15 protein-coding genes are annotated in these 20,828 nt (G+C 73.5%); 5 read left to right on the top strand and 10 right to left on the bottom strand.

The window, feature by feature from the left end; all coding sequences use genetic code 11:
* The first annotated feature begins 60 nt into the window (after positions 1-60).
* Complete coding sequence (locus L3i22_RS52445; RefSeq protein WP_221324823.1) at positions 61-1,845, top strand: caspase family protein; 1,785 nt, start codon at positions 61-63, stop codon at positions 1,843-1,845.
* Here L3i22_RS52445 and L3i22_RS52440 read toward each other — a convergent pair.
* The 10 genes from L3i22_RS52440 to L3i22_RS52395 form a co-directional block, all read right to left on the bottom strand.
* Entirely contained in the window at positions 1,839-3,668 is a 1,830-nt protein-coding gene (locus tag L3i22_RS52440) for a hypothetical protein (RefSeq protein ID WP_221324822.1), read from the bottom strand. The two genes, L3i22_RS52445 and L3i22_RS52440, sit on opposite strands and share 7 nt — an antisense overlap.
* Positions 3,668-6,274, bottom strand: coding sequence for a CHAT domain-containing protein (locus L3i22_RS52435; protein ID WP_221324821.1), 2,607 nt, complete (start codon positions 6,272-6,274; stop codon positions 3,668-3,670). The genes L3i22_RS52440 and L3i22_RS52435 overlap by 1 nt, the downstream gene beginning before the upstream one ends.
* Before the next feature lie 20 nt (positions 6,275-6,294).
* Complete coding sequence (locus L3i22_RS52430) at positions 6,295-6,438, bottom strand: hypothetical protein (RefSeq protein WP_221324820.1); 144 nt, start codon at positions 6,436-6,438, stop codon at positions 6,295-6,297.
* A 1-nt stretch (position 6,439) separates the two neighbouring features.
* The gene (locus tag L3i22_RS52425) at positions 6,440-7,906 is read right to left on the bottom strand and encodes a hypothetical protein (RefSeq protein WP_255658805.1); all 1,467 of its coding nucleotides are present in this window, start codon (positions 7,904-7,906) and stop codon (positions 6,440-6,442) included.
* 23 nt (positions 7,907-7,929) lie between these two features.
* Positions 7,930-10,254: a GTPase-associated protein 1-related protein gene (locus L3i22_RS52420; protein ID WP_221324818.1), complete on the bottom strand. Its 2,325-nt coding sequence runs from the start codon at positions 10,252-10,254 to the stop codon at positions 7,930-7,932.
* A gap of 1 nt (position 10,255) precedes the next feature.
* Positions 10,256-11,464, bottom strand: coding sequence for a hypothetical protein (locus L3i22_RS52415; RefSeq protein WP_221324817.1), 1,209 nt, complete (start codon positions 11,462-11,464; stop codon positions 10,256-10,258).
* Between the two features lie 2 nt (positions 11,465-11,466).
* Positions 11,467-14,088 (bottom strand): hypothetical protein, encoded by a 2,622-nt coding sequence (locus L3i22_RS52410; protein WP_221324816.1) that lies wholly within the window; start codon positions 14,086-14,088, stop codon positions 11,467-11,469.
* A 12-nt stretch (positions 14,089-14,100) separates the two neighbouring features.
* Positions 14,101-15,708, bottom strand: coding sequence for an Hsp70 family protein (locus L3i22_RS52405; protein WP_221324815.1), 1,608 nt, complete (start codon positions 15,706-15,708; stop codon positions 14,101-14,103).
* Positions 15,709-15,711: 3 nt separating this feature from the next.
* On the bottom strand, positions 15,712-16,314 hold the full coding sequence (locus tag L3i22_RS52400) for a molecular chaperone GrpE (RefSeq protein WP_221324814.1): 603 nt from the start codon (positions 16,312-16,314) through the stop codon (positions 15,712-15,714).
* Between the two features lie 176 nt (positions 16,315-16,490).
* Positions 16,491-17,042 (bottom strand): thymidine kinase, encoded by a 552-nt coding sequence (locus tag L3i22_RS52395; RefSeq protein ID WP_221324813.1) that lies wholly within the window; start codon positions 17,040-17,042, stop codon positions 16,491-16,493.
* Between the two features lie 726 nt (positions 17,043-17,768).
* Here L3i22_RS52395 and galE point away from each other — a divergent pair.
* The 4 genes from galE to L3i22_RS52375 all read left to right on the top strand — a co-directional run bounded on the left by galE (position 17,769) and on the right by L3i22_RS52375 (position 20,825).
* The gene (galE, locus tag L3i22_RS52390; RefSeq protein WP_221324812.1) at positions 17,769-18,788 is read left to right on the top strand and encodes a UDP-glucose 4-epimerase GalE; all 1,020 of its coding nucleotides are present in this window, start codon (positions 17,769-17,771) and stop codon (positions 18,786-18,788) included.
* Between the two features lie 63 nt (positions 18,789-18,851).
* On the top strand, positions 18,852-19,613 hold the full coding sequence (locus tag L3i22_RS52385) for a glycosyltransferase family 2 protein (RefSeq protein WP_221324811.1): 762 nt from the start codon (positions 18,852-18,854) through the stop codon (positions 19,611-19,613).
* Positions 19,610-20,083 carry a hypothetical protein gene (locus tag L3i22_RS52380; protein WP_221324810.1) on the top strand — a complete coding sequence of 158 codons (474 nt, stop codon included), beginning with the start codon at positions 19,610-19,612 and terminating at the stop codon, positions 20,081-20,083. The genes L3i22_RS52385 and L3i22_RS52380 overlap by 4 nt, the downstream gene beginning before the upstream one ends.
* Positions 20,084-20,093: 10 nt before the next feature.
* Positions 20,094-20,825, top strand: coding sequence for a polysaccharide deacetylase family protein (locus tag L3i22_RS52375; protein ID WP_221324809.1), 732 nt, complete (start codon positions 20,094-20,096; stop codon positions 20,823-20,825).
* Positions 20,826-20,828: the final 3 nt, after the last annotated feature.

The raw sequence follows: 20,828 nt of genomic DNA, 5'->3' as shown, positions 1-20,828 counted from the left end.
GCTCTTCGGCCGGCTTCCACCGGACTGACGGCGGACCGCCGGCCTGGCGATACTGGCGCGGTGACGGTTTTCGCGCTGCTTGCCGGGATTGACGCGTACGCCGCGAAAGACGTCCCCGACCTGCGCGGATGCCGCAACGACGTGGTCGCCGCCGCGGCGTTCCTGGCCAGCCGGAGCACCGCGGCCCGCGTGCTGCGGCTGCACGACGCGGCGGCCACCCGGGCCGCCGTGATCGACGGGCTGCACCGGCACCTCGGCCAGGCCGGCCCGGGCGACACCGCGCTGTTCTGGTTCAGCGGCCACGGCTCGCAGGTCCGGGTGCCGCCGGGCTTGGCGCACCTGGAGACCGGCCCGATGATGCAGACCCTGGTCTGCGCGGACAGCCGCACCCCGGGCGTGCCGGACCTGCTCGACAAGGAGTTGTCGCTGCTGCTGGACGCGATCGCCGGGCGGGGCGCGCACGTCGTGGTGGTGCTGGACAGCTGTCACAGCGCGGGGGCGAGCCGGCGGACGGTCCGGGTGCGGTCGGTGCGGCCCAGCCTGCGGGTCGCGGACCGGCCGCCGGTGCTGCTGCCCGAGCTGGGCGGGCGGCCGTACGCGGAGGTCGGCCGGGCGGACGTCCGGCACGTCGCGCTGGCCGCGGCCCGGCGCACCGAGCTCGCCCAGGAGCTGGAGCTGGACGGCGCGCCGCGCGGGGTCTTCAGCTGGGCGCTGCTGCGGGCGCTAGGCCGGCTCGGCGGCTCGGCGACCTACCGCCGGCTGCTGGTCGCGGCCCGGGTCGACGTCGAGGCCCGGGTGGCCGGGCAGGTCCCGCAGCTCGATCCGGAGCTGCCGGGCCTAGCCGACCAGCCATTTCTCGGCGGCGCGACGGCCGCGCCCGGCGCCGGGATGCTGCTCCGGCACGGCCGGGACGGCTGGGAGCTGGACGCCGGCGCCTGCCACGGCCTGCCGGTGGGCGACGACGAGCTGCGGGTCGCGGTGGTGGATGCCGGCCGGCCGCGCGAGGCCCGGGTGACCCGGGTGCTGACCGAGCGCAGTCTGGTCACCCCGCTCGGCTGGGCGCCCGATCCGGAGCGGCAGTACCCGGTGGTGTTCTCCCGGGTGCCGCCGCCGAGGACCACGGTCACCGGCCTTCCGGCCGAGGAGATTCAAAGATCAGCTTTTGTACGCCCGGCCGCCCCCGACGAGGAGCCGGAGCTGCGCGTGGTCGGCGGCGCCCGGATCGTGTCACCGGAGGGCGAGGTGCCGGCCGGTCCCGGGACGGTGCCGCAGCGCCTGGAGCACGTCGCCCGCTGGCGGCAGATCCGTGCCCTGGCGAATCCGCTGTCCCGCCTGGCCGGGGCGGTCGCCCTGGAGCTCCGCCCGGGTGATCCGGACGCCGAGCCGATCGAGCCCGAGGGCGGCGTCATCCACCTGGCGTCCGACCAGGTCTACATCCGGATGTACAACCGCACCGACCGTCCGCTCTACTGCGTGCTCCTCAACCTGACCAGCCGGTACCGGGTGCACGCCGGGCTGTTCCCGGGCGCGTTCCTCGACGCCCGGTCGACCGGCTGGGCGCTGGGCCGCAAACCGGTGCGGATCACGAGATCGGCCGCCGAGCCGGGCCGCCGCTCCTGGTGGCGGCCGGCGCCGACCGTGGAGCCGCTGCGGGACTGGCTGAAGCTGCTGGTCGCCGAGGAGCAGTTCGGCTCGGCACCGTTCGAGCTGCCCGGCATCGACGCGGCCGGTGACCCCCGGCGTGGCCCGATCCGGCTGCGCGGGCCGCACTTCCGGGCGGACGCCGAGCCCGCCTGCGACTGGACCACTGTGACCGTCCCGATGGTCACCGAGCTTCCTCAGTAGACGCCGCGGTGGACCAGGCCGCGGGCGGCGTCCCGCAGCTGCCGCCGGACCGCCTGCACGGCCGCGGCCGGCTCCTGCCGCTCCACGCCGAGCCGCCGGTGCAGCTCCCGGTAGACCTCGGCGGGCTGCTCGACGGGGTGCAGCCAGCCGATCGCCCCGGCCAGACCGGCGGTCAGGAACGCGTCGGCGAGCTGCGGAAACGCGACTCCCGGCGGGAGCACGACGAGCCCGCCGCCGCGCCGGATCCGGGCGTCCGCGACCATCGCCGCGGTCAGCTCGGCCGGCCCGGCCAGCAGCAGGCCACCGGTCGGCCCGGCCGGGCAGTCCAGGTGCAGCACGGTCGCGCCGAGCCGGTCCAGCACGTCGGCCGGCGTGGCCCGCGCCAGCAGCTCGCCGCGTCCGTAGCAGCGCCGCAGCTCCTCGGCACGGGCCAGGTCCGGGCCGGCCAGCAGCACCGGCTCCGCGATGATCGGCCGCCGCTTGCGCCGGGCCAGGTCGAGCAGCTGCCGGTGCCCGGCCAGGCTGGAGACGATCGACCCGGTGCCGGCCGGCGGGCGGTCGGTGACGATCAGCGTGCGGCGCGGCAGCGAGCGCCCGGTGCCGAGCACGACCCGGCCGGTGGCGGCGTGCAGCAGGAGCGTCCCGTCCGGCTGCGGGACGGCCAGGGCGTCGGCGCCGACCGTGCGCAGCGCCGCGGTGACGTCCGGGACGCACGGCTCGTCGAGCGCCTGGGACAGGCGCAGGAGCAGTGGAAACGCGTCCGGCGGCAGGTCGCTCGCGGCGGCGGCGCGCAGGCTGTCGCGGGCGTCGGTGGTGTCGTCGTCCGCGCCGGGGCCGCGGTCGGCGCGGGCCCGCAGGGTGAGGCCGAGCGCGAGCGGCAGGTGGTCGGCGGGCCGGGCGTCGTCGCCGTGCAGGACCGCGGTGGCCAGCGCGACCAACTCGTCGGCGAAGGCCACGTCCGGGTGCGCCAGGAGGGCGCCGGCTTCCTCGTACCGAAATAGTTTTTGCAGCTCCCGGCGCGGATCGGCGGACCTGGTGGCGGGCCGGTCTTCGGGTTTCGCCGGTTCCTGGGCGGGCTCGTCGTCGCCCTCGATCAGGAGGACCGGGCGGTCCAGCGGGTCGGTCCGCGCGAGCCGGGTGCCGGCCGTGAAGAGCGAGCCCATGCCGAGGTCGCGCCACTGCTTCTGGGCCTGCTGGAAGTTGCGGGCCGCGCGGCTGACCGCGCCGACGTTCATCCCGACGCCGCGGAACGCCTCGACGAAGCCCTCGGCGATCGCCAGCATGGTCCGGGTGACCGTGGTGACCTGCGGGGACAGTTCCGGCCCGGCGAGGACCTCGCGGAAACACCCGGCCGCGGCGCGGGCCGCCTCGACCTGCGGTCCGCCGCCGGGCCGCAGCGCCGGGAGCACGCCGCCGGTACGGACCGAGCCGAGCGCCACCCGCATCTGGAGCTGCCCGAGCATCAGCCGGGCCAGCACGCCCGGCCCGAACGGCAGTCGCGGGCTCGCGAGCGCCTCGGTGAGCAGCGCGATGCCGTTGTCCCGGTCGGAGTCCGGCCCGCTGTGCCCGATGTACCGGGCGGCCAGCAACGTGCCGAGCTGGGCCGCGACCGGCGCGCGCAGGCTGTCCCCGGGGGCGAACCAGCGGTACGCCTCGTCCAGCGCCCCGATCGCCTCGGTCAGCTCGGGCAGCGCCCGGGCCTGGCCGGTCCCGGCCCGCCAGTAGCGGTCGGTCTGGATCCGGGCCAGCTCCTGCAGGTGCGGCACCCGGGCCGCCCCGGTCTGACGGCCCAGCTCCCGGCGCACGTCGTCGACGTCGGCCATCAGCGTCCCCAGTGGACGAACCCGGCCCAGGCGGCGGCCTCGGCCGGATCGGTGCGGGCCAGCTCGTCGCGCAACTCGCCGGGCATCCGGTCGGGCAGCCGCCGCTTCGGGTCGATCATCCAGAGTTGCGCCTGGTGCAGGGCGTCCCAGACCGGGCGACGCTCGACCCGCAGGTAGTGGTGGAACATGAACATCAGCACCGAGGTGGCGGCGTCCGGGATCGGCCACAGCGTGGAGAGCACCGAGCGCACGCCGGCCGCCAGGAACGCGGTGCCCAGGCTGTACGCCTCGTCGTAGCCGCTGATCGCCCGCCCGGTGTGGCAGCCGGCCAGCACGATCAGGCCGATCGCCCGCTCCGGCGCGCGGGCCAGCAGCGGGCCGAGCGTCTCGGCGGCGAGCCGGTCACCGCCGGCGAGCAGCAGGTAGGCCGTGCCCGTGCCGGTCGAGGCGAAACCGTGGCAGGCCAGGTGCAGGACCGCGCCGGCGCCCGGGGAGGACGAGACCAGCCAGTCCCGGACCTCGGCGGCGGTGCCCGGGCCGGTGGGGCTGACGCTGTCGTCGCGGCGGCGGCCGACGTAGCGGGCGCCGGGGTAGAAGGTGCGGCGGATCGCGTACGCCTCGACGCGCGCCGCCGGCAGGTCGTCGGCCACCCCGCCGGTGTCCGGGTCGCCGACGATCAGGCCGGTCGGCGCGAGCGGCACCGGCGGGAGCGCGGCCGCGTGGCACAGCATCCGCGCCGAGACCACCTGGGAGATCGCGGCCGACTCGATCGCGTACCGGCCGTCCGGGCGGCGGGCCGCCGGCCAGGGGATGAGCGCCAGCCGACCGGTCGGGACCAGCACAATCCGGGGTGGGCGCCCGGACGGCTGGTCCCGCAGGCGGGGCAGGTACTGGTCGACGATCGGGCCCATCGCGGCCCGCCACGCCCACCGGCACAACGCGTCCAGGCTGCCGGTGAACGCCGCGTCCGGCTCGTCGTCGGCCGGGCCCAGGTCCCGTCGCGCGGCGGTGCTCAGGTACCGCTCGACGTCGACGTCCTGGTCCAGGTGCAGGTTCGGCAGGGTGAGATAGGCGGGCGGGCCGTCGGCCGGGGCGAGCACCGCGTGCCCGGGTAGGCCGCGCTCGCCCGGGGCCAGGTAGACCAGCACGTCGGCGTCCAGCTTGCGCAGCGCCGCCCGGATCTCCGGCAGCTCGGGCGGGTCCAGCAGGGCCGCCATGCCCTGCCCGGTCAGCACCCGGAACGCCTCCCGGCGCAGCGTGGTCGGCAACCGTTCGGGGTCGCCCGAGGCCAGCGCGGCGTCCCAGCGCACCGCCAGGTCGGCCCGCCCGGCCGCGCGCAGCCGGGCCGGGACCCGGCCCACCTCGGTCGCGGCGAACAGGGCCAGGCCGCGGCCGGCGTCCAGCGCCCGGATCGCGCCGGCCGGGTCGCGGTCGTGCAGGCTGCGGCGGGCGAAGTCGAGCGCGTCCCGGCCCGCGTCGGCGGCCGCCATGGTCGCCCCGGCCAGGTCGGACTGGACCATCACGTGGAACGTGTGCCCGCGCATCGCGTCCTGCCAGGCCGGGGTCGGGGCGTGGCCGAGGCGCTGCTGCACGGCGTCGAGGATGTCGTTGATCAGCGACCAGTGCGGGTGGTCGGCGTCCCCGGCCAGCCGCCGGGCCTCGGTGATCACCGCCAGCGCCTCGTCCAGCCCGGCGGTCGAGTTGGTCACCTCGGTCCGCCGGAACAGGCCCATCGCGAGGCCGGCCAGGTGGAACGCGCGGTTGAGGTCGTCCGGCGGGGTCAGTGCGACCGCCTCGCGCAGGTGCCCGATCGCCGTCTCGATCTTCGCCGGGTCGGTCTCCTCGCCCCGGCCGAGCATCTGGGCCGCGGCGAACCCCCGGTGCAGGGCCCGGTCCTGATCGGTGGTCCAGTCCGTGCCGGGCGGCGTGGTGTCGCCGGCCAGCACGCCCAGGTGCTGCAGCGCCATGCCGCGCAGCGGATCGTCGGCCGGCAGCCGCTCGGCGGCCGCCCGGACCCGGCGCAGTGCCACGGCCGGGTCGGTGCCGCGCCGCCGCGCGTGCATCGCCTCGACGAGCGCGTCGATCAGCGCGAGCTGCGGCTCGAGCGGCAGCGACCGCGCGCCCGGGCCGGCCCGGGCGCGCATCGCCGCCAGTTGTTCCGGCAGCCGGCGGTAGGCCGACTCGTCGCCGTCGTGCAGGGCGGTCATCAGGGTGAGACCGATCCGGGCGGACTCGAGGATCGGGACGAACGGGGTGTCCGGGCCGGCCTCGGTGGCGAGCCGGTCCAGCTCGGCCAGGGCGGCGTGCGGGTCGGTGACCCGGTCGGCCAGGGTGTCCGCCATCAGCGCGGCGACCCGGGCGCCGGCCCGCAGACCGGGCCACTTGGGGGTGGCCGGCGGATCCGCCTCGGCGATCGCGAGCACCCGGGCCAGCCGATCCAGCGTCGTTAGATCTACCTGCAGGTTCGCCAGTAGCGGCCAGAGCAGGGCGGTGGCCAGGGTGCCACGGGCGGGCGCGTCGGCCGGCAACCGCTCCAGGGCGGCGACCGCCTCGATCGGGTCGCCGTTTCCGGAGGCGGCCAGCGCGATTGCGGCGTACGTCCGCAATTGCTGTTGATCTTGAAAGGTCACACCGTGCGGCCGTTCGTGAACACCTGGATCACCACGAGCAGCAGGGTGCCCAGGACCGCCGCGGTGAGCAGGCAGACCATCGCGACGCCGGCCACGTGGATGGCTCTGCGCCAGCGCCGGTACGGATTCACAGCCACCATCTCAGTGCACCCCGTTCCGGCCGAGCGTCCATTTGAGCAGGTCCCGCACGTGCGGATCGACGCCGTCCGCGGTGCTCCGGGCGGTGGTGTGGAAGTACCGCACGGTGCCGAACGACTTCTCGATCGAGCGCACCATGTTGGCCATCCCGACCCGGTCGGTCAGCCAGGCGCGGACGTCGTCGTCGAGGTCCGCGCAGATCGGCAGGCCCGTGGTCAGATCGCTCTTGGTGACCGCGACCGCCAGCGACGTGGCGGCGATCTTCACGCCCATCCCGGTCAGGTTCTCGAGCACCTGCTCGAAGATGTAGCTCGGCGGCTGCGACGAGCGGATCGCCTGGTAATCGCGCTGCGCCTGGGGTTCGAGGGAGTTCCAGACGTCCGGGATCGCGAACGGGTCGACCACGAACACGAACGCGTGCGCGTTGCGCAGGAAGAGCCGCAGCTGCAGCCGCGACGAGTCGGCGAAGTCCTCGCCGGGCGGGTCGTAGATGTGCACGAGCCGGCGACCGAGGTTGAACGAGTAGGCCCGGACCGCGTCCTCCGCGATCGTCTTGCCGGTGTCGCCGCGGGCGTCCAGGGCCGCCCGCATCCGGGTGAGGGAACCCGCGGTCGGCCCGTCCGCGGCGGTCGCGGCCAGCGTGCCGGTCATCGTGTCGGCCAGGGCCAGCATCATCCGGGTCTTGCCGGCCGTGGTCGCGCCGAGCATCGGCACCACGATCTCTCGCACGGTCCCGGCGCCCTCGGCCATCGGCGCCTCGCAGTGCGGGCAGTACGCGGTCATCTTGTGACTGCCGAGCAGCAGCAGCGTCGGCATCCGGTAGCCGCAGGCGCAGGTGCGGCGCAGCAGGCCGTACTTCCCGGGCCGGACGTCCTCGTGCCGGTGCGCGCAGCCCGGGTTCGGGCAGTCGTAGGCCGGATAGACCACCCGGTGATGACAGGCCGGGCAGGTCAGCTTGACCCCGCGCAGGTGCGACAGCCCGGAGTCCACCCCGCGCAGCGTGTAGAGCAGCCCCTTGGCCAGCACGAAGAGCAGGCCCCAGACGAGCAGCGCGCCGATCGTCACGACCACCATCACCAGCCCGGTGATCAGCGCGCCGACCACCACGCCGGCCGTGACGAGCACGCCGACGGCCTTCCGGTAGTTGTCCATGCCGTAGTAGAAGAACTGGTTCTTGATCCAGGTCCGGGTCTTCTCGGCCAGCTCCCGCATCTCCCGCACGGTCAGCTCGGCGAGATGCTGCATGTCCCGCCCGGCCGGCCCGGAGAGGTAGTGCACGTAGGCCGGCACCTCGCCCTCCTTGGGCACCGGGACCGGCAGCGCCTCGTCGCCCAGCGCCAGCCGGCTGGCCCGCAGGTAGGCGAGGGTGCCCAGGACCAGGAAGACGCAGCTGGCCACGGCCACCAGCGGGACGCCGACCACCACGAAGATGGCGGCGACCAGCACGTACCAGATGAGGGCGAAGACCATGTAGAACACCGGGCGCTCCTCGCTCAACGCCGGCGTGGCAGGAAGCGCCCGAGGCCGCGCGGCACCCGGGTCTCCCGCCACTCCGTGACGTGTTCGGCCAGTCCGTCGACTTTGCTCTGGGAGAGCAGCTTCTCCAGGGTGTCCAGGTCCCGGGACCGCCAGCGGGCGACGGTGGCGGTGAGCACCTCGTCGAGCTTGCGGGCGTGGTCCGGCTGGACGCCGGTGAACCGGTGGAACAGCTCGAAGGCGGTCGCCGCGGCGTCCAGGTCGGCCGCCTTCAGCTCCTCGGCCAGCTGCTCGCGGTAGTGCCGGCGGATCTCCGAGGGCACCTCCAGCAGCACCTCGGACAGCGTCCTGGCGTCCAGCCGGAGCAGCAGGCCGGGCAGCTGACCGCCGAGCCAGGCGCGGGCCGGCGGCTCGATCTGCCCGTAGTACGCGATCGCCTCGCGGGCCGACTTCGGCTTGCGGACCAGGTCCCGGGCCCGGCGCAGCTGCTCGACGTGGGCGCGGGCGGGCTCGGACAGCCGGCCGGTGAGCCCGTTCTCGGCGGCGAAGTCGCTCGCCGTGACGTAATGCGCCCAGCCGCCGGCCGGCACCCGGGTCGCCGACAGCACGTCGTCCAGCAGGCCGAGCAGCGCGTCCGACTCCCAGAACCGCTTCGGTACGGCCCGGACCGCCTCGGCCGCGTCGTCCAGCTGCCAGCCCTGCGGCCAGAGCGCGGCGACCACCGCCCGCTCCGGCGGCCCGGCGTCGGTGAGCCGCTTCAGGGCCGGGATCCGCTCGCGCGGGTCGTCGGCCGCGCGGGACACCGCGAGCAGTCGCCACAGTGGACGATGCGCCTTGAACTCCTCCTCCGGCACGGCGTCGCCGGCCAGCCGGACCAGGGCGGCCAGCACGCCGCGGGCCCGGGCGGCGAGCGCCTCGTCGAGCCCGCGGAGCAGGCCGCGCCGCAGGGCCGGGACGCTGCGCAGGACGGCCGGGGGCGGCTGCTCCGGGTCGGCCAGCAGCAGCGGGGTGATCAGGTCGTGGCCATAGCCCTCGAACTCGCCGTCGGAGAGCTCGACCCGGGTGCGTACGGCCAGGCTCAGCACGGCCACCGAGCCGGCGTCCGGCGCGGCCCCGTCGAGGCGGGTGGTGACCTGCTGACGGGCGTACTCCGCGCCGGCCCGGGTGGCCAGCCGGGGCACGTCGGCGGGCGCCGCGGCCGGGTCGCGCAGCAGCCGCTCGAACGCGCTGACCTCGGTGTTCGCGTGCAGGTCCGGGCTCTGCGCGCCGGCCGCGACGGCGACCAGGACCAGGCACTGCGGCAGGGTCAGCGCCTCGTGGTCGAGACACTCCTCGGCGATCTGGGCGACCGTCTCCGGCGCCAGCCGGGCCGCGTTGCCGGGCAGCCAGGCCAGGACCGCGGCCAGGTCACCGTCGTTGACCGGCAGCCGGGCGCAGAGCGCGGCGGACGCGGCCACCGGGTACCACCCGTCGAAGTCCCGTTCGGTGCCGGCGGCGAGCTGGTCGGCCAGCTCCCAGACCAGCCGGACGTCCTCGGCGCCGATCGCGGCCACCAGCTCGGCCAGCGGATGCTCGTCGCCGCCGGACTCGGCGCCACCGGCCAGATCGAAGACCGCGAAGCTGCGCAGCGCCGCGTCGGTCACGGTGAAATCGCTGGTCGGGACGGTACCGACGAGATGTTCCCGGCCGCGTCCGGGGCGGAACTGGTAGGTGGCGAACGCGAACCGGCCGACCATCGCCGGCGGCAGCAGCTCGCAGAGCGCGGCGATCCAGTGCGCGACGTCCGCGGTCCGCTCGGCCACCACGATCACCGGCCGGTCGCCGGTGACGATCGCCCGCTCGACCGCGGTCAGCATCCGCGCCACCCGGCCGCTGCGGCCTTCGGCCAGGAAGGCGTCGGTCCAGGCCGCTTCAAAGGCTTGCGACGGTACGGGTTCCAACTCCGGAAGCTCAGCCCCGCGCACCTCGTCCCGGGCCCAGAACGCCGCGCCCCAGAAGTCGATCGGCCGGGCCCCGCCCAGGTCCCGCGGGGTGACGCTGAGCGCGTGCACGAAGTAGTTCCCGAAGCGCTGCGAGTAGTCGTTGCCGATGAAGACGGTGTTCGCCAGGATCGCCGGCTCGCCGCCGCTGCCCGGCAGGTAGCAGAGGTTGACCGGGGTGGCGGCGAGCTGGTCGGCGGTCGGCTCGTAACCGATCGAGCGGGGTGGCTCGTACGACGTCGCCTGCTCCACCCGCCGCAGCACCGCCCCCGGCACGCCCGGGGTGGCCGCGTTGAACTGGAAGCCCGGGAAACCGGCCAGGCCGGACTCGCACGACGTGTAGTACATCTGCGGGACGCCCATCTCACTCCCTCCCCGTCTCGATCACCTTGAGCCGGCTGAGCAGCCACAGGAACGGGTCCTCCACCCGGTGCGGCTGGATGCCCGACTTGGCGACCCGCTGCCGGGCCTGCTGCGGCTCCTTGGCGGGCGGGACCGCCCCGAGCGCGGAGAGGCCGAAGTACCGGTAGGTGCGGTAGTGCTTGTGCAGCAGCTGGTCGATCTGCCCGCCGTCCCACTCGTGCAGCAGCGCCTGGACGTGATCGTGCAGCGCGCGGCTGTCCGGCTCGGGGAACCACGCGCCGTCCGGGGCCGGCTGGCGCAGCGGACTGTCCGCCGGGAGTGCGTCCCAGAGCGCGTCCACCTTGGAGAACGCGATCGCCACCGGGATGTCGATCATGCGGTTCGGGCCGACGCCGGGCAGTTTCTGCAGCACCTCGGTGACCCGGGTGAGGATGTTGATCGGGGTGTCGCCGACCGCCGCCTCGCGCTGCGACCGGTCCGGCAGCACGCCCGGGTCCAGGCCGAGGGTCTGCACCAGGCCGGGCACGGTCAGCGGGTCGAGCAGCACGATCAGGCCGTTCGCGCTGCTCAGGTAGCCGACGTTCTGCGCCACGCCGCGCGCCGACTCCAGGTCCTCGCCGGCGGTGTCGAAGAACGAGAGCACGGTGTGCCGCAGCGTGCTGCGGAACCGCTTGCGCTCGCCGAGCGAGAACTTGAAGACGAACGGCTGGCGGCCCTGCTCGTCGGCCCCGGCCGGCCGGGTGGTCACCGGGAGCACGCCCTCGGCGTAGAGCGCGTGTTCCTCGCCGCGGAACTCCTTGCGGGTCCGCTCGTCCGCCCCGACCACGGCCGCGTCGAACCGGCGGCCGACCCGGTGGATCAGCTCGTGCATCAGCACCGTGGTGTAGACCGACTTGCCGCTGAACTTGGCGCCGATCATCGCGATGATGTGCGTGTCGATCTTGCCGTAGTGCACCGGCAGCTGGGCGTGGCAGTGCGGGCAGATCTGGATCGTCGCGGTGTTCCGGCAGCGCTGACACACCGCGGAGAGCTTCCGGCCGTCGCCCTCGACCACCGGTGGCACCTCGTCCCGGTCGCCGAGCCGGACCCGGACCGGATCGGGCTCCGACACGCAGGCCGTGCCGTCGGCCGCCCGGGTTCCGCTGCAGCGGAACAGCATCTCCTTCTCGGCGAACGTCCGATAGCAGTACGGGCAGGTCAGTCGCGCCATGGTCAGCCGCTCCCCGGAATACCCTTGAGCACCACGTCCGACCCGCCGCCGGTGTGGTCGTCGACGAAACAGCCGAGCCGGTACGGCCCCCGCGCGCCCTGCACCGGCACCTCGACGGTCAGCGGCTGCCCGGGCTCCAGGCGCTGCGCCGGGATCCGCGCGACCGGCGTGCCCTGGTCCGCCCGCAGCGGCACCACCCGGCCCGGCGACTGCACCACGACCAGGTCGGGCAGCGGGCACGACTGGTCCGCGGTCAGCTCCAGCCGGGTCGTCCGCCGGAACACGCCGGCCTGGGTGAACCTGTAGTGCACCGGCACGCCGCTGCCGCCCACCCGGGCACTCACCGGGGTGCCGACGGTCTCGCCCTCGCCGTCCCGGCTGACCGTGGACACCGAGATCCGGACCGCCCGGATGCCGGTGGTGAGTTGCAGACCGCCGTCGTCGCGGTAGGCGCGCAGCCAGCAGTCGACCTGCTCGGCCCGCTCCGGCGAGCCGTCCTCCGGCCACCAGCGGACCCGGACCAGCGCGACACCCTCCGGCCAGGTCCAGCTCAGCCGCACCGCGGGGCCGACCCGGCGGGCCTGCAGGCCGGTGACCGGCGCGAGGTTGGTGACCGCGACGGTCGGCCCGACGACCACGCGCCCGCCGCCGACGCTGAAGGCGGTGACGAAGATCCGCCCGGCGGGCATCGGGAGGGTCAGCGCGGCGCGCCGGTTCAGCGCCGGATCGGTTCGACCCAAGACCTCTTTCCCGTACGACGTGAGCTCCGCCTGGGTGATCTGCACGCCCCGGCCCCACCGCGGACGATGGGCCGCCGAGCGCAACGTCACGTCCCCGCTCGCCGGGAGCGTCCAGGCCAGCCGCAGCCGGCCGGAATCCTGCCCGGGCAGCGGCTCCACGGCCAGGTCGGGCACCTCGGTCGGGGCGGCCTGCGGCGTCGCGGTCACGGTGACGCCGGCCGACAGCTCGGGGTAGCCGGCCCGGATCAGGTAGTGGTACTCGACCCCCGGTGGCAGCTCCTCGTCGGCGAACCCGTTGCGCCCGGCCTTGACCGGCACCCCGCCCGGCTCGCGCAGCACGGTGAAGCCGGTCGCGTCCGGCCGGGCCGTCCAGGTGACCCGGACACTCGACTCGTCGGCCACCGCGCTGACGCCGGTGACCTCGGGCAGCAGCGCCACCGGCCCGGCCGTGGCGCCCGGCGACCAGACGCCCGCCGAGCGGGTCGCGAAGACCGTGTAGTGCAGGTCGGTGCCGGCCGGGGCGCCGGGGTCGGCGAGCTCGTTGCCGTCCGTCCGGCCGACCACCGTGCCGTCGCCGGCCGAGCCGGCGGGCCGCTGCCGGGTGCGGACCACCTGGTAGGAGACGCCGCCGGTGCGCGCCGGGCTGGCCGTCCAGCTGACCGTGACCCGGTCGCCGGCCGCGGTGCCGGCCCGCACCGCCGGGACCGGTGGCGGCGCCAGCGTGCGCAGCCGACCGGCCAGGTCGGTGTCGTCGTCGGCCTCCCGGACCGCGGTGGTGAGCAGCTCGGCGGCGTGTTCCGGGCGGCCCTCGGCGAGCTCGTGCTGGGCCAGCGCGGCCAGGTCGTCCACCCGGCGGGCCGCCTCCCGGACCCGGTCGCGGACCTCCGCGCCCTCCCCGGCGGGCACGCTGAGCAGCAGCCGCTCGGCCGCGCGCAGGGCGCCGGCGACCAGCAGCTCCTCGATCTCGCCGGCCACGTCGCGCTGCTGCGGCGTGATCGCGCCCCGGTTCAGCACGGCGAGCGCGAAGTCCTCGGCCTCCTCGCGCTGCATGCCCAGCCGGGTCGCCTCCCGGGCCACCACCCGCACCCGGCCCAGCCCGGCGGCCGGGCGGACCGCCTCGGTCAGCTCCCAGAGCAGCAGCTGGGCCAGGCTGCCGTCGCGCAGCGCGCCGCTGAGGTTGGTCAGCAGGTCGTCGGTGGCGGTCTTGCGGTCGTCCTGCTTGCGCCGCTCGACGCGGGCGCGCACCCGGTCGAAGTCGGCGACGGTCAGCGGCCGCCCGGCGACCCGCAGGCCGTCGCGCAGGGTGAAGCTCAGATCCGGCCGCTCGTCGCCCAGCACGTGCAGGGAGAGCGGCAGGCCGAGGGTCCGGACACTGCGCTGGACCGCGCGGCCCTTGGCCGGCGGGCTCTCCGGCAGCGGCCACAGCTCGTCGATCACCCGGACCCGGCGCCGGGCCAGCAGCTCGCGCAGCTTCGCCTCGACCGGCGCGCCACCCAGCGGCGCGGCCAGCGCGGTCAGCGTGCTCGCCGCCACCACCGGGTCGCCGGCCAGCTCCTTGACGATCTCGTCGAGCGCCCGGCCGGTCTCCTGGACGACCCGTTTGCGCTCCTCCAGGAAGTGCTCGGCGGAGAGCCGGTCGCCCTCCCGGAGCTTCTGGTGCGCGGCGTTCAGCGCCTCGATGATCTTCTGGTAGACCCGCCGCTGGGTGCCCAGCTGCTGCCAGTACTTGACGACCGCGGTGACGTGCGCGTCGAAGGCGTCGTCGCCGCGGGGTGGCCGGCCGGGGTCGATGGCGTACCGCAGGAGGAGATCCGCCGGTGGGGTGTTCCCGTTGCGCCGGGCCGGATCCAGCACCTCCTCGCGGTACCGCTCAGCATCGAACATCGGCCGCCGCCGTCACGCCGAGACGTGGTAGCGGGCCACCGCGGACCGCGCCGCGTCCACCTGGTCGTCGGTCAGCCCGCCCTTGATCTGCACCTCGATGTGCAGGTCCCGACGGGTCTTCAGCTCGACCGCGTGCACCTTCAGCAGACCGTCGGCGGCCATCTGGAAGGTGATGTCGATCGGCGAGTTCGCCGGCAGCGGCGGCAGACCGCTGATCAGGCCCTCGGCGATGTGCTCGTTGTCGGCCAGCGCCTCCGACTCGACCGAGCCGGACTGCTCCCAGATCTCGATCGAGACCTCGACCTGATTCGGGTACGCCGTGCCGAAACGCTGCGGCTCGGTCTCGGCCGGCAACGGCGTGTTCGCCCGCAGCACGTGCTCGACCGTGTAGTGCTCGTCCCGGCCGCCGGCCTGGTTGACGACCTTGACGCCGAACGCCCGCGGGACCACCGTGGCGACCCGCTTGCCGGCCAGCGCCCGCACCTTCTCCACCGGGATGTTGAGCTGCTCGGCGACCTCCTCGACGAGCGCGGCCGGGGCCTCGCCGCCGCCCTCGGGCAGGTGCACCTTGAGCGACTCGATCAGGGCGTACCGGGCCGCGCCCTTGGCGACGGCCAGGTCCGGGTCGTGCATCCGCGGTTTGAGGCCGAGCGACTCCAGCGCCGTGGTGACCGCCGGCATCCGGCTCGAACCGCCGACCAGCAGCACGTCGTCGAACTCGGTGATGCCCCGCTCGGCGGCGGTCCGCAGGGTCCGCTCGGTGATCGTGACCGTGCGGGCCAGCAGCTCCGAGGTGAGCTCGTCGAACTTCTCCCGGGTGACCTCGATCTGCGAGGTGTCGCCGCCGAAGCGGGCGTTGAACCGGCGGCTCTGCATCCGGCTCAGCTGCTTCTTGATGTCCTCGGCGCCGGCCGCGAGCTCCTGCAGGAACTCCTCGTCGTCGGCGGCCTGGGTCTCCGGGTGCTCGGCCTGGAACTGCTCCAGCAGGAACTCGGCCAGCCGGTCGTCCCAGTCGGCGCCGCCGAGGTGGTGGTCACCGTCGGTGCAGACGACCTGGATCTCGTCGGGCGAGATCTTGATGACGGTGGTGTCGAAGGTTCCGCCGCCCAGGTCGTACACAAACAGGGTTTTTGTTCCTCCGGTGTTGATCGCGTCGTAGTGCAGCGCCGCCGCGACCGGCTCGTCCACGATGCTCAGCACGTTCAGCCCGGCGATCTCACCGGCCTTGCGGGTGGCGTTGCGCTCGGCGACCCCGAAGTAGGCCGGGACGGTGATCACCACGTCGTGCACCGGCTCGCCGAGATTCTCCCCGGCGGCGTCGGCCAGCTCGCGGAGGATCAGCGCGGAGATCGACTCCGGGGTGTGCGTCTGCCCGTGCACGGTGATCTCGAACGACTTGCCCATCTGCCGCTTGATCAGCGAGACCACCAGGTCCGGCTGGATCTTGGCGACCGCCTTCGCCTCCTTGCCGACGACCACGTTGTCCGGGCTCTCGAAGTAGACGACCGACGGCGTGGTGTCGTCGCCGGGCCGGTTCTTGATGATCGCCGGGCGGCCGGTGTCGTCGATGTGGGCGACGCAGGAATACGTCGTACCCAGGTCGATGCCGAAGGTGGCCATGGGTCACTCGCTTCCGACGGGGTCAGGATGGTCATCGGCCAACGCCAGATCGATCGCGTCGTCCGGGGCAGGGGGCGCCTGGTAGCGGTGGATGCGGGCGCGGGCGGCGCGGCGCACCTTGCCAGTCTCGATCTCCAGCAGGCCGGCGGAGAGCGGCTCGGCGACGGTGGCGTCGAGGCTCGGATCCGCGGTCGGCACGGCACCGGCCGGCGCGTGCCGCCCGGTGGTGAACGGCTCGCCGGCGACCGCCGGGAACAACTCGTAGCCGCAGCGGTCGACGGCGAGCGCGACGTCGTCGGCGAAGCCGGCCATCAGTTTGGCGGCGCGCGGGTCGTCGGCGCTCAGGCGCTGGGCCTCGCGGGCCATCGCGTCGTGCAGCCGCAGCAGATCGGAGACGACCGGCTCCAGGATCACCCGGCGCAGGCCGTCGCGGAACTGCTGGTTCTCCTCGTGCAGCCGGTCGATGATCGACTCGCGGTGGGCCGAGCGCCGGTGGAACTCGGCCAGCTGCGCCTCGACCCGCTCCAGGCGGCCGAGCAGCGGGTCCGGATCGGCGTCTTCCGGCTCACCGGCCGACCCGTCTTGGTCTACCGGGCTTCCGTCCACGCGCTCGTCTGGGTTTACGGGGGTTTCGTCCACGCGCCATTGCCTCCCGTGAGCCCCGCCGTCACTGTCAGTTTTGGAACGTAACGGGTCTTCGTGGGTAGCGCCATGCCCGGGTGTGTCCGGATGCCGCTTTTATGGGCGACAGCGTAGTCGGCTCAGTCCATTCTGTGGGGTTCTCAGGGGAGGACGACGCAGCGGCGGCAGCGGGCCTCGTAGGTGTACGTCCCGTCGTCCGGCAGTGCGGTCGACGGGGCCAGCTCCCGGATGAACGGCTTGCCGTGCTCCAGCACCTGGGTGTGCGTCGCGTCCAGCGACCGGCAGACGTCACAGACCGCCCGGCGGTAGATCACCTTCTCCGGCGCCAGCTCGAACAGCGCCCGGACCGGCGCGAACAGCTGCCCCCGGTGGTCCAGGTCGATCCCGGCGACGACCACCTTGACCCCGTTGCGGACCGCCACGCCCAGCTCGGCGATGTCGTCCACGGTGAACATGTGGATCTCGTCGACGCCGATCACCTCGATGGCGCCGTCGGCCGCGCCGGCCAGCGTGTGCACCTTCACCGTCTCCAGGCTGCCGCCGGATCGCGAGGTCACCGCGGTGTCCCGGCCGTGCCGGGCGGACTGGTAGATCCGGTGCGGGATGCCGGTGTGCTGCAGCGGTGACAGCAAGCTGATCATCTCGAGCGACTTGCCGCCCTTCATCGGGCCGAGGATCACGGTCAGGTCCATGACCGGGAAGCCTGCCACCAGCAGATGTAGCGCAGGTCTCGGCCCTCGGCCGGCCGGTCGAAGATTACGCAGAGTGATCTGTGCCGGGCCTGTGACCTGCCTGCGAATACTCAACGTGGTGGAGTTCACCCCGGTTCAGCGCTGCATTGCTCACTCTGCGATCGCCGGTGGTCGGCGCTCGGTGAACGCCATTGACCGATACACAGTTCGAGTTAACCGGTCAGACATTTTCGGGGTCCATTAAGGGAAAGCCGTTCCCGGTCGTGCCCTGGTGTCCGAATCTCGCGATCCAGTACGAGACGAAAAGGCCATTGCCCCGCGATCAATGACCGGCCGGGTTGCCGTAATGGCTGGACAGCGCGACCAATCGGCACCCACCACCTGTGGAAACGAAAGTAAATGCCCGTTTCGTTCTCGGTCGATCGTCCCAGGTCCAGGGGGCCGGAGGGATGGCTGTGGGTAGTGCGCAGTGGGTTGACTTTCTGTGTCTGGACTTCGACAAATCAGCTCGTAATGTGTGGATCGCGAGTCGTTCGGCTCGCTCCCCGACGGCCCGCCGGTGATCCGGGGGAATCCATTTTCGTTAATTCTTCGGAGTTCTTTCATGCGTGGAAAACGGTCCGGCCGGAAGGCGTTCGACAATGCGCCGACGGTGGTCCGCCACGGTGCCGAGGCGATTGACGGACGGTCGGCCGGCGGGATGTCGCGGTATCCCGGGAGCAGACCATGAAGGTGCTCGTCACAGGCGGGGCCGGCTACATCGGCAGCACGGTGGCGTCGGCCTGTATCGACGCCGGCATCACGCCGGTCATTCTGGACAATCTCTCCACCGGCAGCGCCGACTTCGTGCAGGACCGGATCTTCTACCAGGGCGACGTCGGCTCGTCCCGGCTGCTGGCGCAGATCTTCGCCGACCACCCGGACATCGAGGCGACGATCCACTGTGCCGCGCTGGCCTCGGTGGAGGACTCGGTCCGCGACCCGCTCGCCTACTACCGCGAGAACGTGGCCAAGACGACCACGCTGCTGGAAGCGCTGCTGGCGTACGGCTGCCACCGGCTGATCTTCAGCTCCTCGGCGGCGATCTACCGGGCCGACGGGCAGCCGGCCATCAGCGAGTCGGCGGCGATCGGGGCGACCAGTCCGTACGGGCGCACCAAGGTAATGGCCGAGCAGATGTTCGCCGACGTCAGCGCGTCCAGCCCGCTTCGGGTGATCTCGCTGCGCTACTTCAACCCGATCGGGGCGGACCCGCGGATGCGCAGCGGACGGCCGGGCGGCCGCAGCACGCACGCCCTGGGTCTGCTGATCCAGGCGTACCAGCACGGTGCTCCGTTCAAGATCCTCGGGGACCGGTACGAGACCCGGGACGGCACCGGACTCCGCGACTACGTCCACGTCTGGGACCTGGCGCTCGGCCACGTCGCGGCGCTGCGCCGGTTCGACACCCTGCTGCCGCCGCACGGCGAGCACCGCTACGAGGCGATCAACCTGGGCAGCGGCAACGGCGCGACAGTGCGTGAGCTGGTCGCGGCGTTCGAGAGCGTGGTCGGCCGGCGCGTCCGGGTGCAGCAGGTGGGCCCGCGTGCCGGGGACGTGCCGGGCGCTTACGCCCGCACCGACAAGGCCACCGAGCTGCTCGGCTGGCACCCCACCCTGACCCTGCCCGACGGCATCCGCTCGGCCCTGGAGTGGGCCGCGAGCGAGGCCGGCAAACACCACGTGCTCGTCCCGGTCCAGAACTGACGAGCGATCCGAACCCCGCCAACACCACCGCGCCACCAGTGCGCCCCGACGAAGGAACTCGCGATGAGAACGCTTTCGATTGTCATCCCTGCCTTCAACGAGGCGGAGAACCTACCCCCGTTGATGTCGACCATTCCGCTGCGCGAGCTCGAGGCCGCCGGCTGGCGGACCGAGATCGTGGTGGTGGACAACAACTCCACCGACGGCACCGGCGAGCTGGCCCAGCGCCTCGGTGCCCGGGTCGTCCACCAGCCCGAACGTGGCTACGGGAACGCGTACCACGCCGGTCTGAACGCCGCCTCCGGTGACGTGATCGCCACCGGGGACGCCGACTGCACCTACCCGTTCGACGCCCTGCCCGGCCTGCTCACCGAATTCCACAAGCACGAGCTGGAGTTCATGACGACGAACCGGCTGCTGCCCAGCAACCGGCAGGCGATGAAGGTCTCGCACACCGTCGCCAACCACTTCCTCAGCGGGATCAGCCGCACGCTGTTCCGCAACGACGTGCGGGACTCGCAGTCCGGCATGTGGATCTTCCGGCGGTACGTCTGGGAGCGGCTGAACGTGAAGTCCGGCGGCATGGCGTTCTCCCAGGAGATCAAGAACGCGGCGATCACCGCGGGCTTCCGCTACTCCGAGATGCCGATCGAGTACCGCCCGCGCGGCGGCGAGGTCAAGCTGAACGCGCTGCCGGACGGGGTGGCCAACCTGCGCCAGCTGTTCGAGCACCGGTTCCGCAAGACCCTGGGCGTCCCGGTGGTGGGACACCACCAGCGGCCGCAGCACGAGGACGCGTCGGCCGGGCGCCTGGGCGCCGTGTGACGACCTACGGGACCCCGCCGCCCGCGCCGAAGCGGGCGGCGCCGCGGCCCCGGCACCTGGCGCGGTTCACCCCGGCCCTGGTGGTCGTGCTGGCGCTGATCGCCGCGCTGGTCTCGCCGGGCGTCCGGACCGTGCTGCGCGAGTCGTTCACCCGGATGCCGGCCGAGTACACCGAGCTGTACTTCAGCGCCACGCCGAGTCTCAGCGGGACCGGCGCGAAGGCCCGGATCGCCGTCCCGGTGGGGCTGCTGCACCACGGCGCGGCCGGCGCCACGTTCGTGGTCCGGGCGCAGGTGTCCATCGCGGACGGTAAGGCCGGACCGGCCGCCGAGGCGAGCGTGACCGCCGCGCCGGAGAGCCCCGAGGCGACCGTGCTGACCGTCACGGTGCCCGCGGCGGCCACCGCGTACGACGTGAACGTGACCCTGCCGGGCCACGCACAGACCTTGCACTACCAGCTCAAGAGCTAAGGACAGCCCCGTGACCAACTCCTCGAACCCGCCTCGCGTCGTGGTGACCACGAGCTGGGACGACGGGCACCGGCTGGACCCGAAGCTGGCGGAGCTGCTGGACCGGTACGGCGTCGTCGGCACGTTCTACATCTCCCCGCGCAACATCGAGTTCGCCCCCGGTGACCACCTCAGCCACCAGGGCGTCCGGGAGCTCGGCGAACGGCACGAGATCGGCGGCCACACCCTCTCCCACCAGCGGCTCCCGTTGATCACCGACGCCGCGGCGGAGGAGGAGATCCGGGCCGGCAAGGACGAGGTCGAGCAGATCATCGGCGCCCCGGTGCGGACGTTCTGCTACCCGCGCGGCGAGTACCACGCGACGCACGTCCAGCAGGTCAAGGACGCCGGCTTCGGCCTGGCCCGGACCGTGCGCCGGCACTCGCTCGGGATCGGCGACCCGTTCGAGGCGGTGACCACGGTGAACGCGTACGCGCACCGGGTCGACGTCCCGCAGGTGCTGCAGATGGCCGAGTTCAACCCGTTCACCGCCGGCAAGCTGTTCCTGAACTGGGACGACTTCGCCATCGCGTGGTTCGAGAAGTGCCTGCGCGAGGGCGGCGTCTACCACCTGTGGGGACACAGCTGGGAGGTCGAGGCCCGCGGCGACTGGCAGCGGCTGGAGCGCGTCCTCGACCACATCAGCCGCCGGCCCGGCGTCGAGTACGTCGCCAACGCCGCGCTGATCCCCAGCGAGAACTGAGCC

The sequence above is a fragment of the Actinoplanes sp. L3-i22 genome, assembly GCF_019704555.1.
Taxonomy (GTDB): Bacteria; Actinomycetota; Actinomycetes; order Mycobacteriales; family Micromonosporaceae; genus Actinoplanes.
This window is presented reverse-complemented; position numbering and strand designations above follow the sequence as displayed.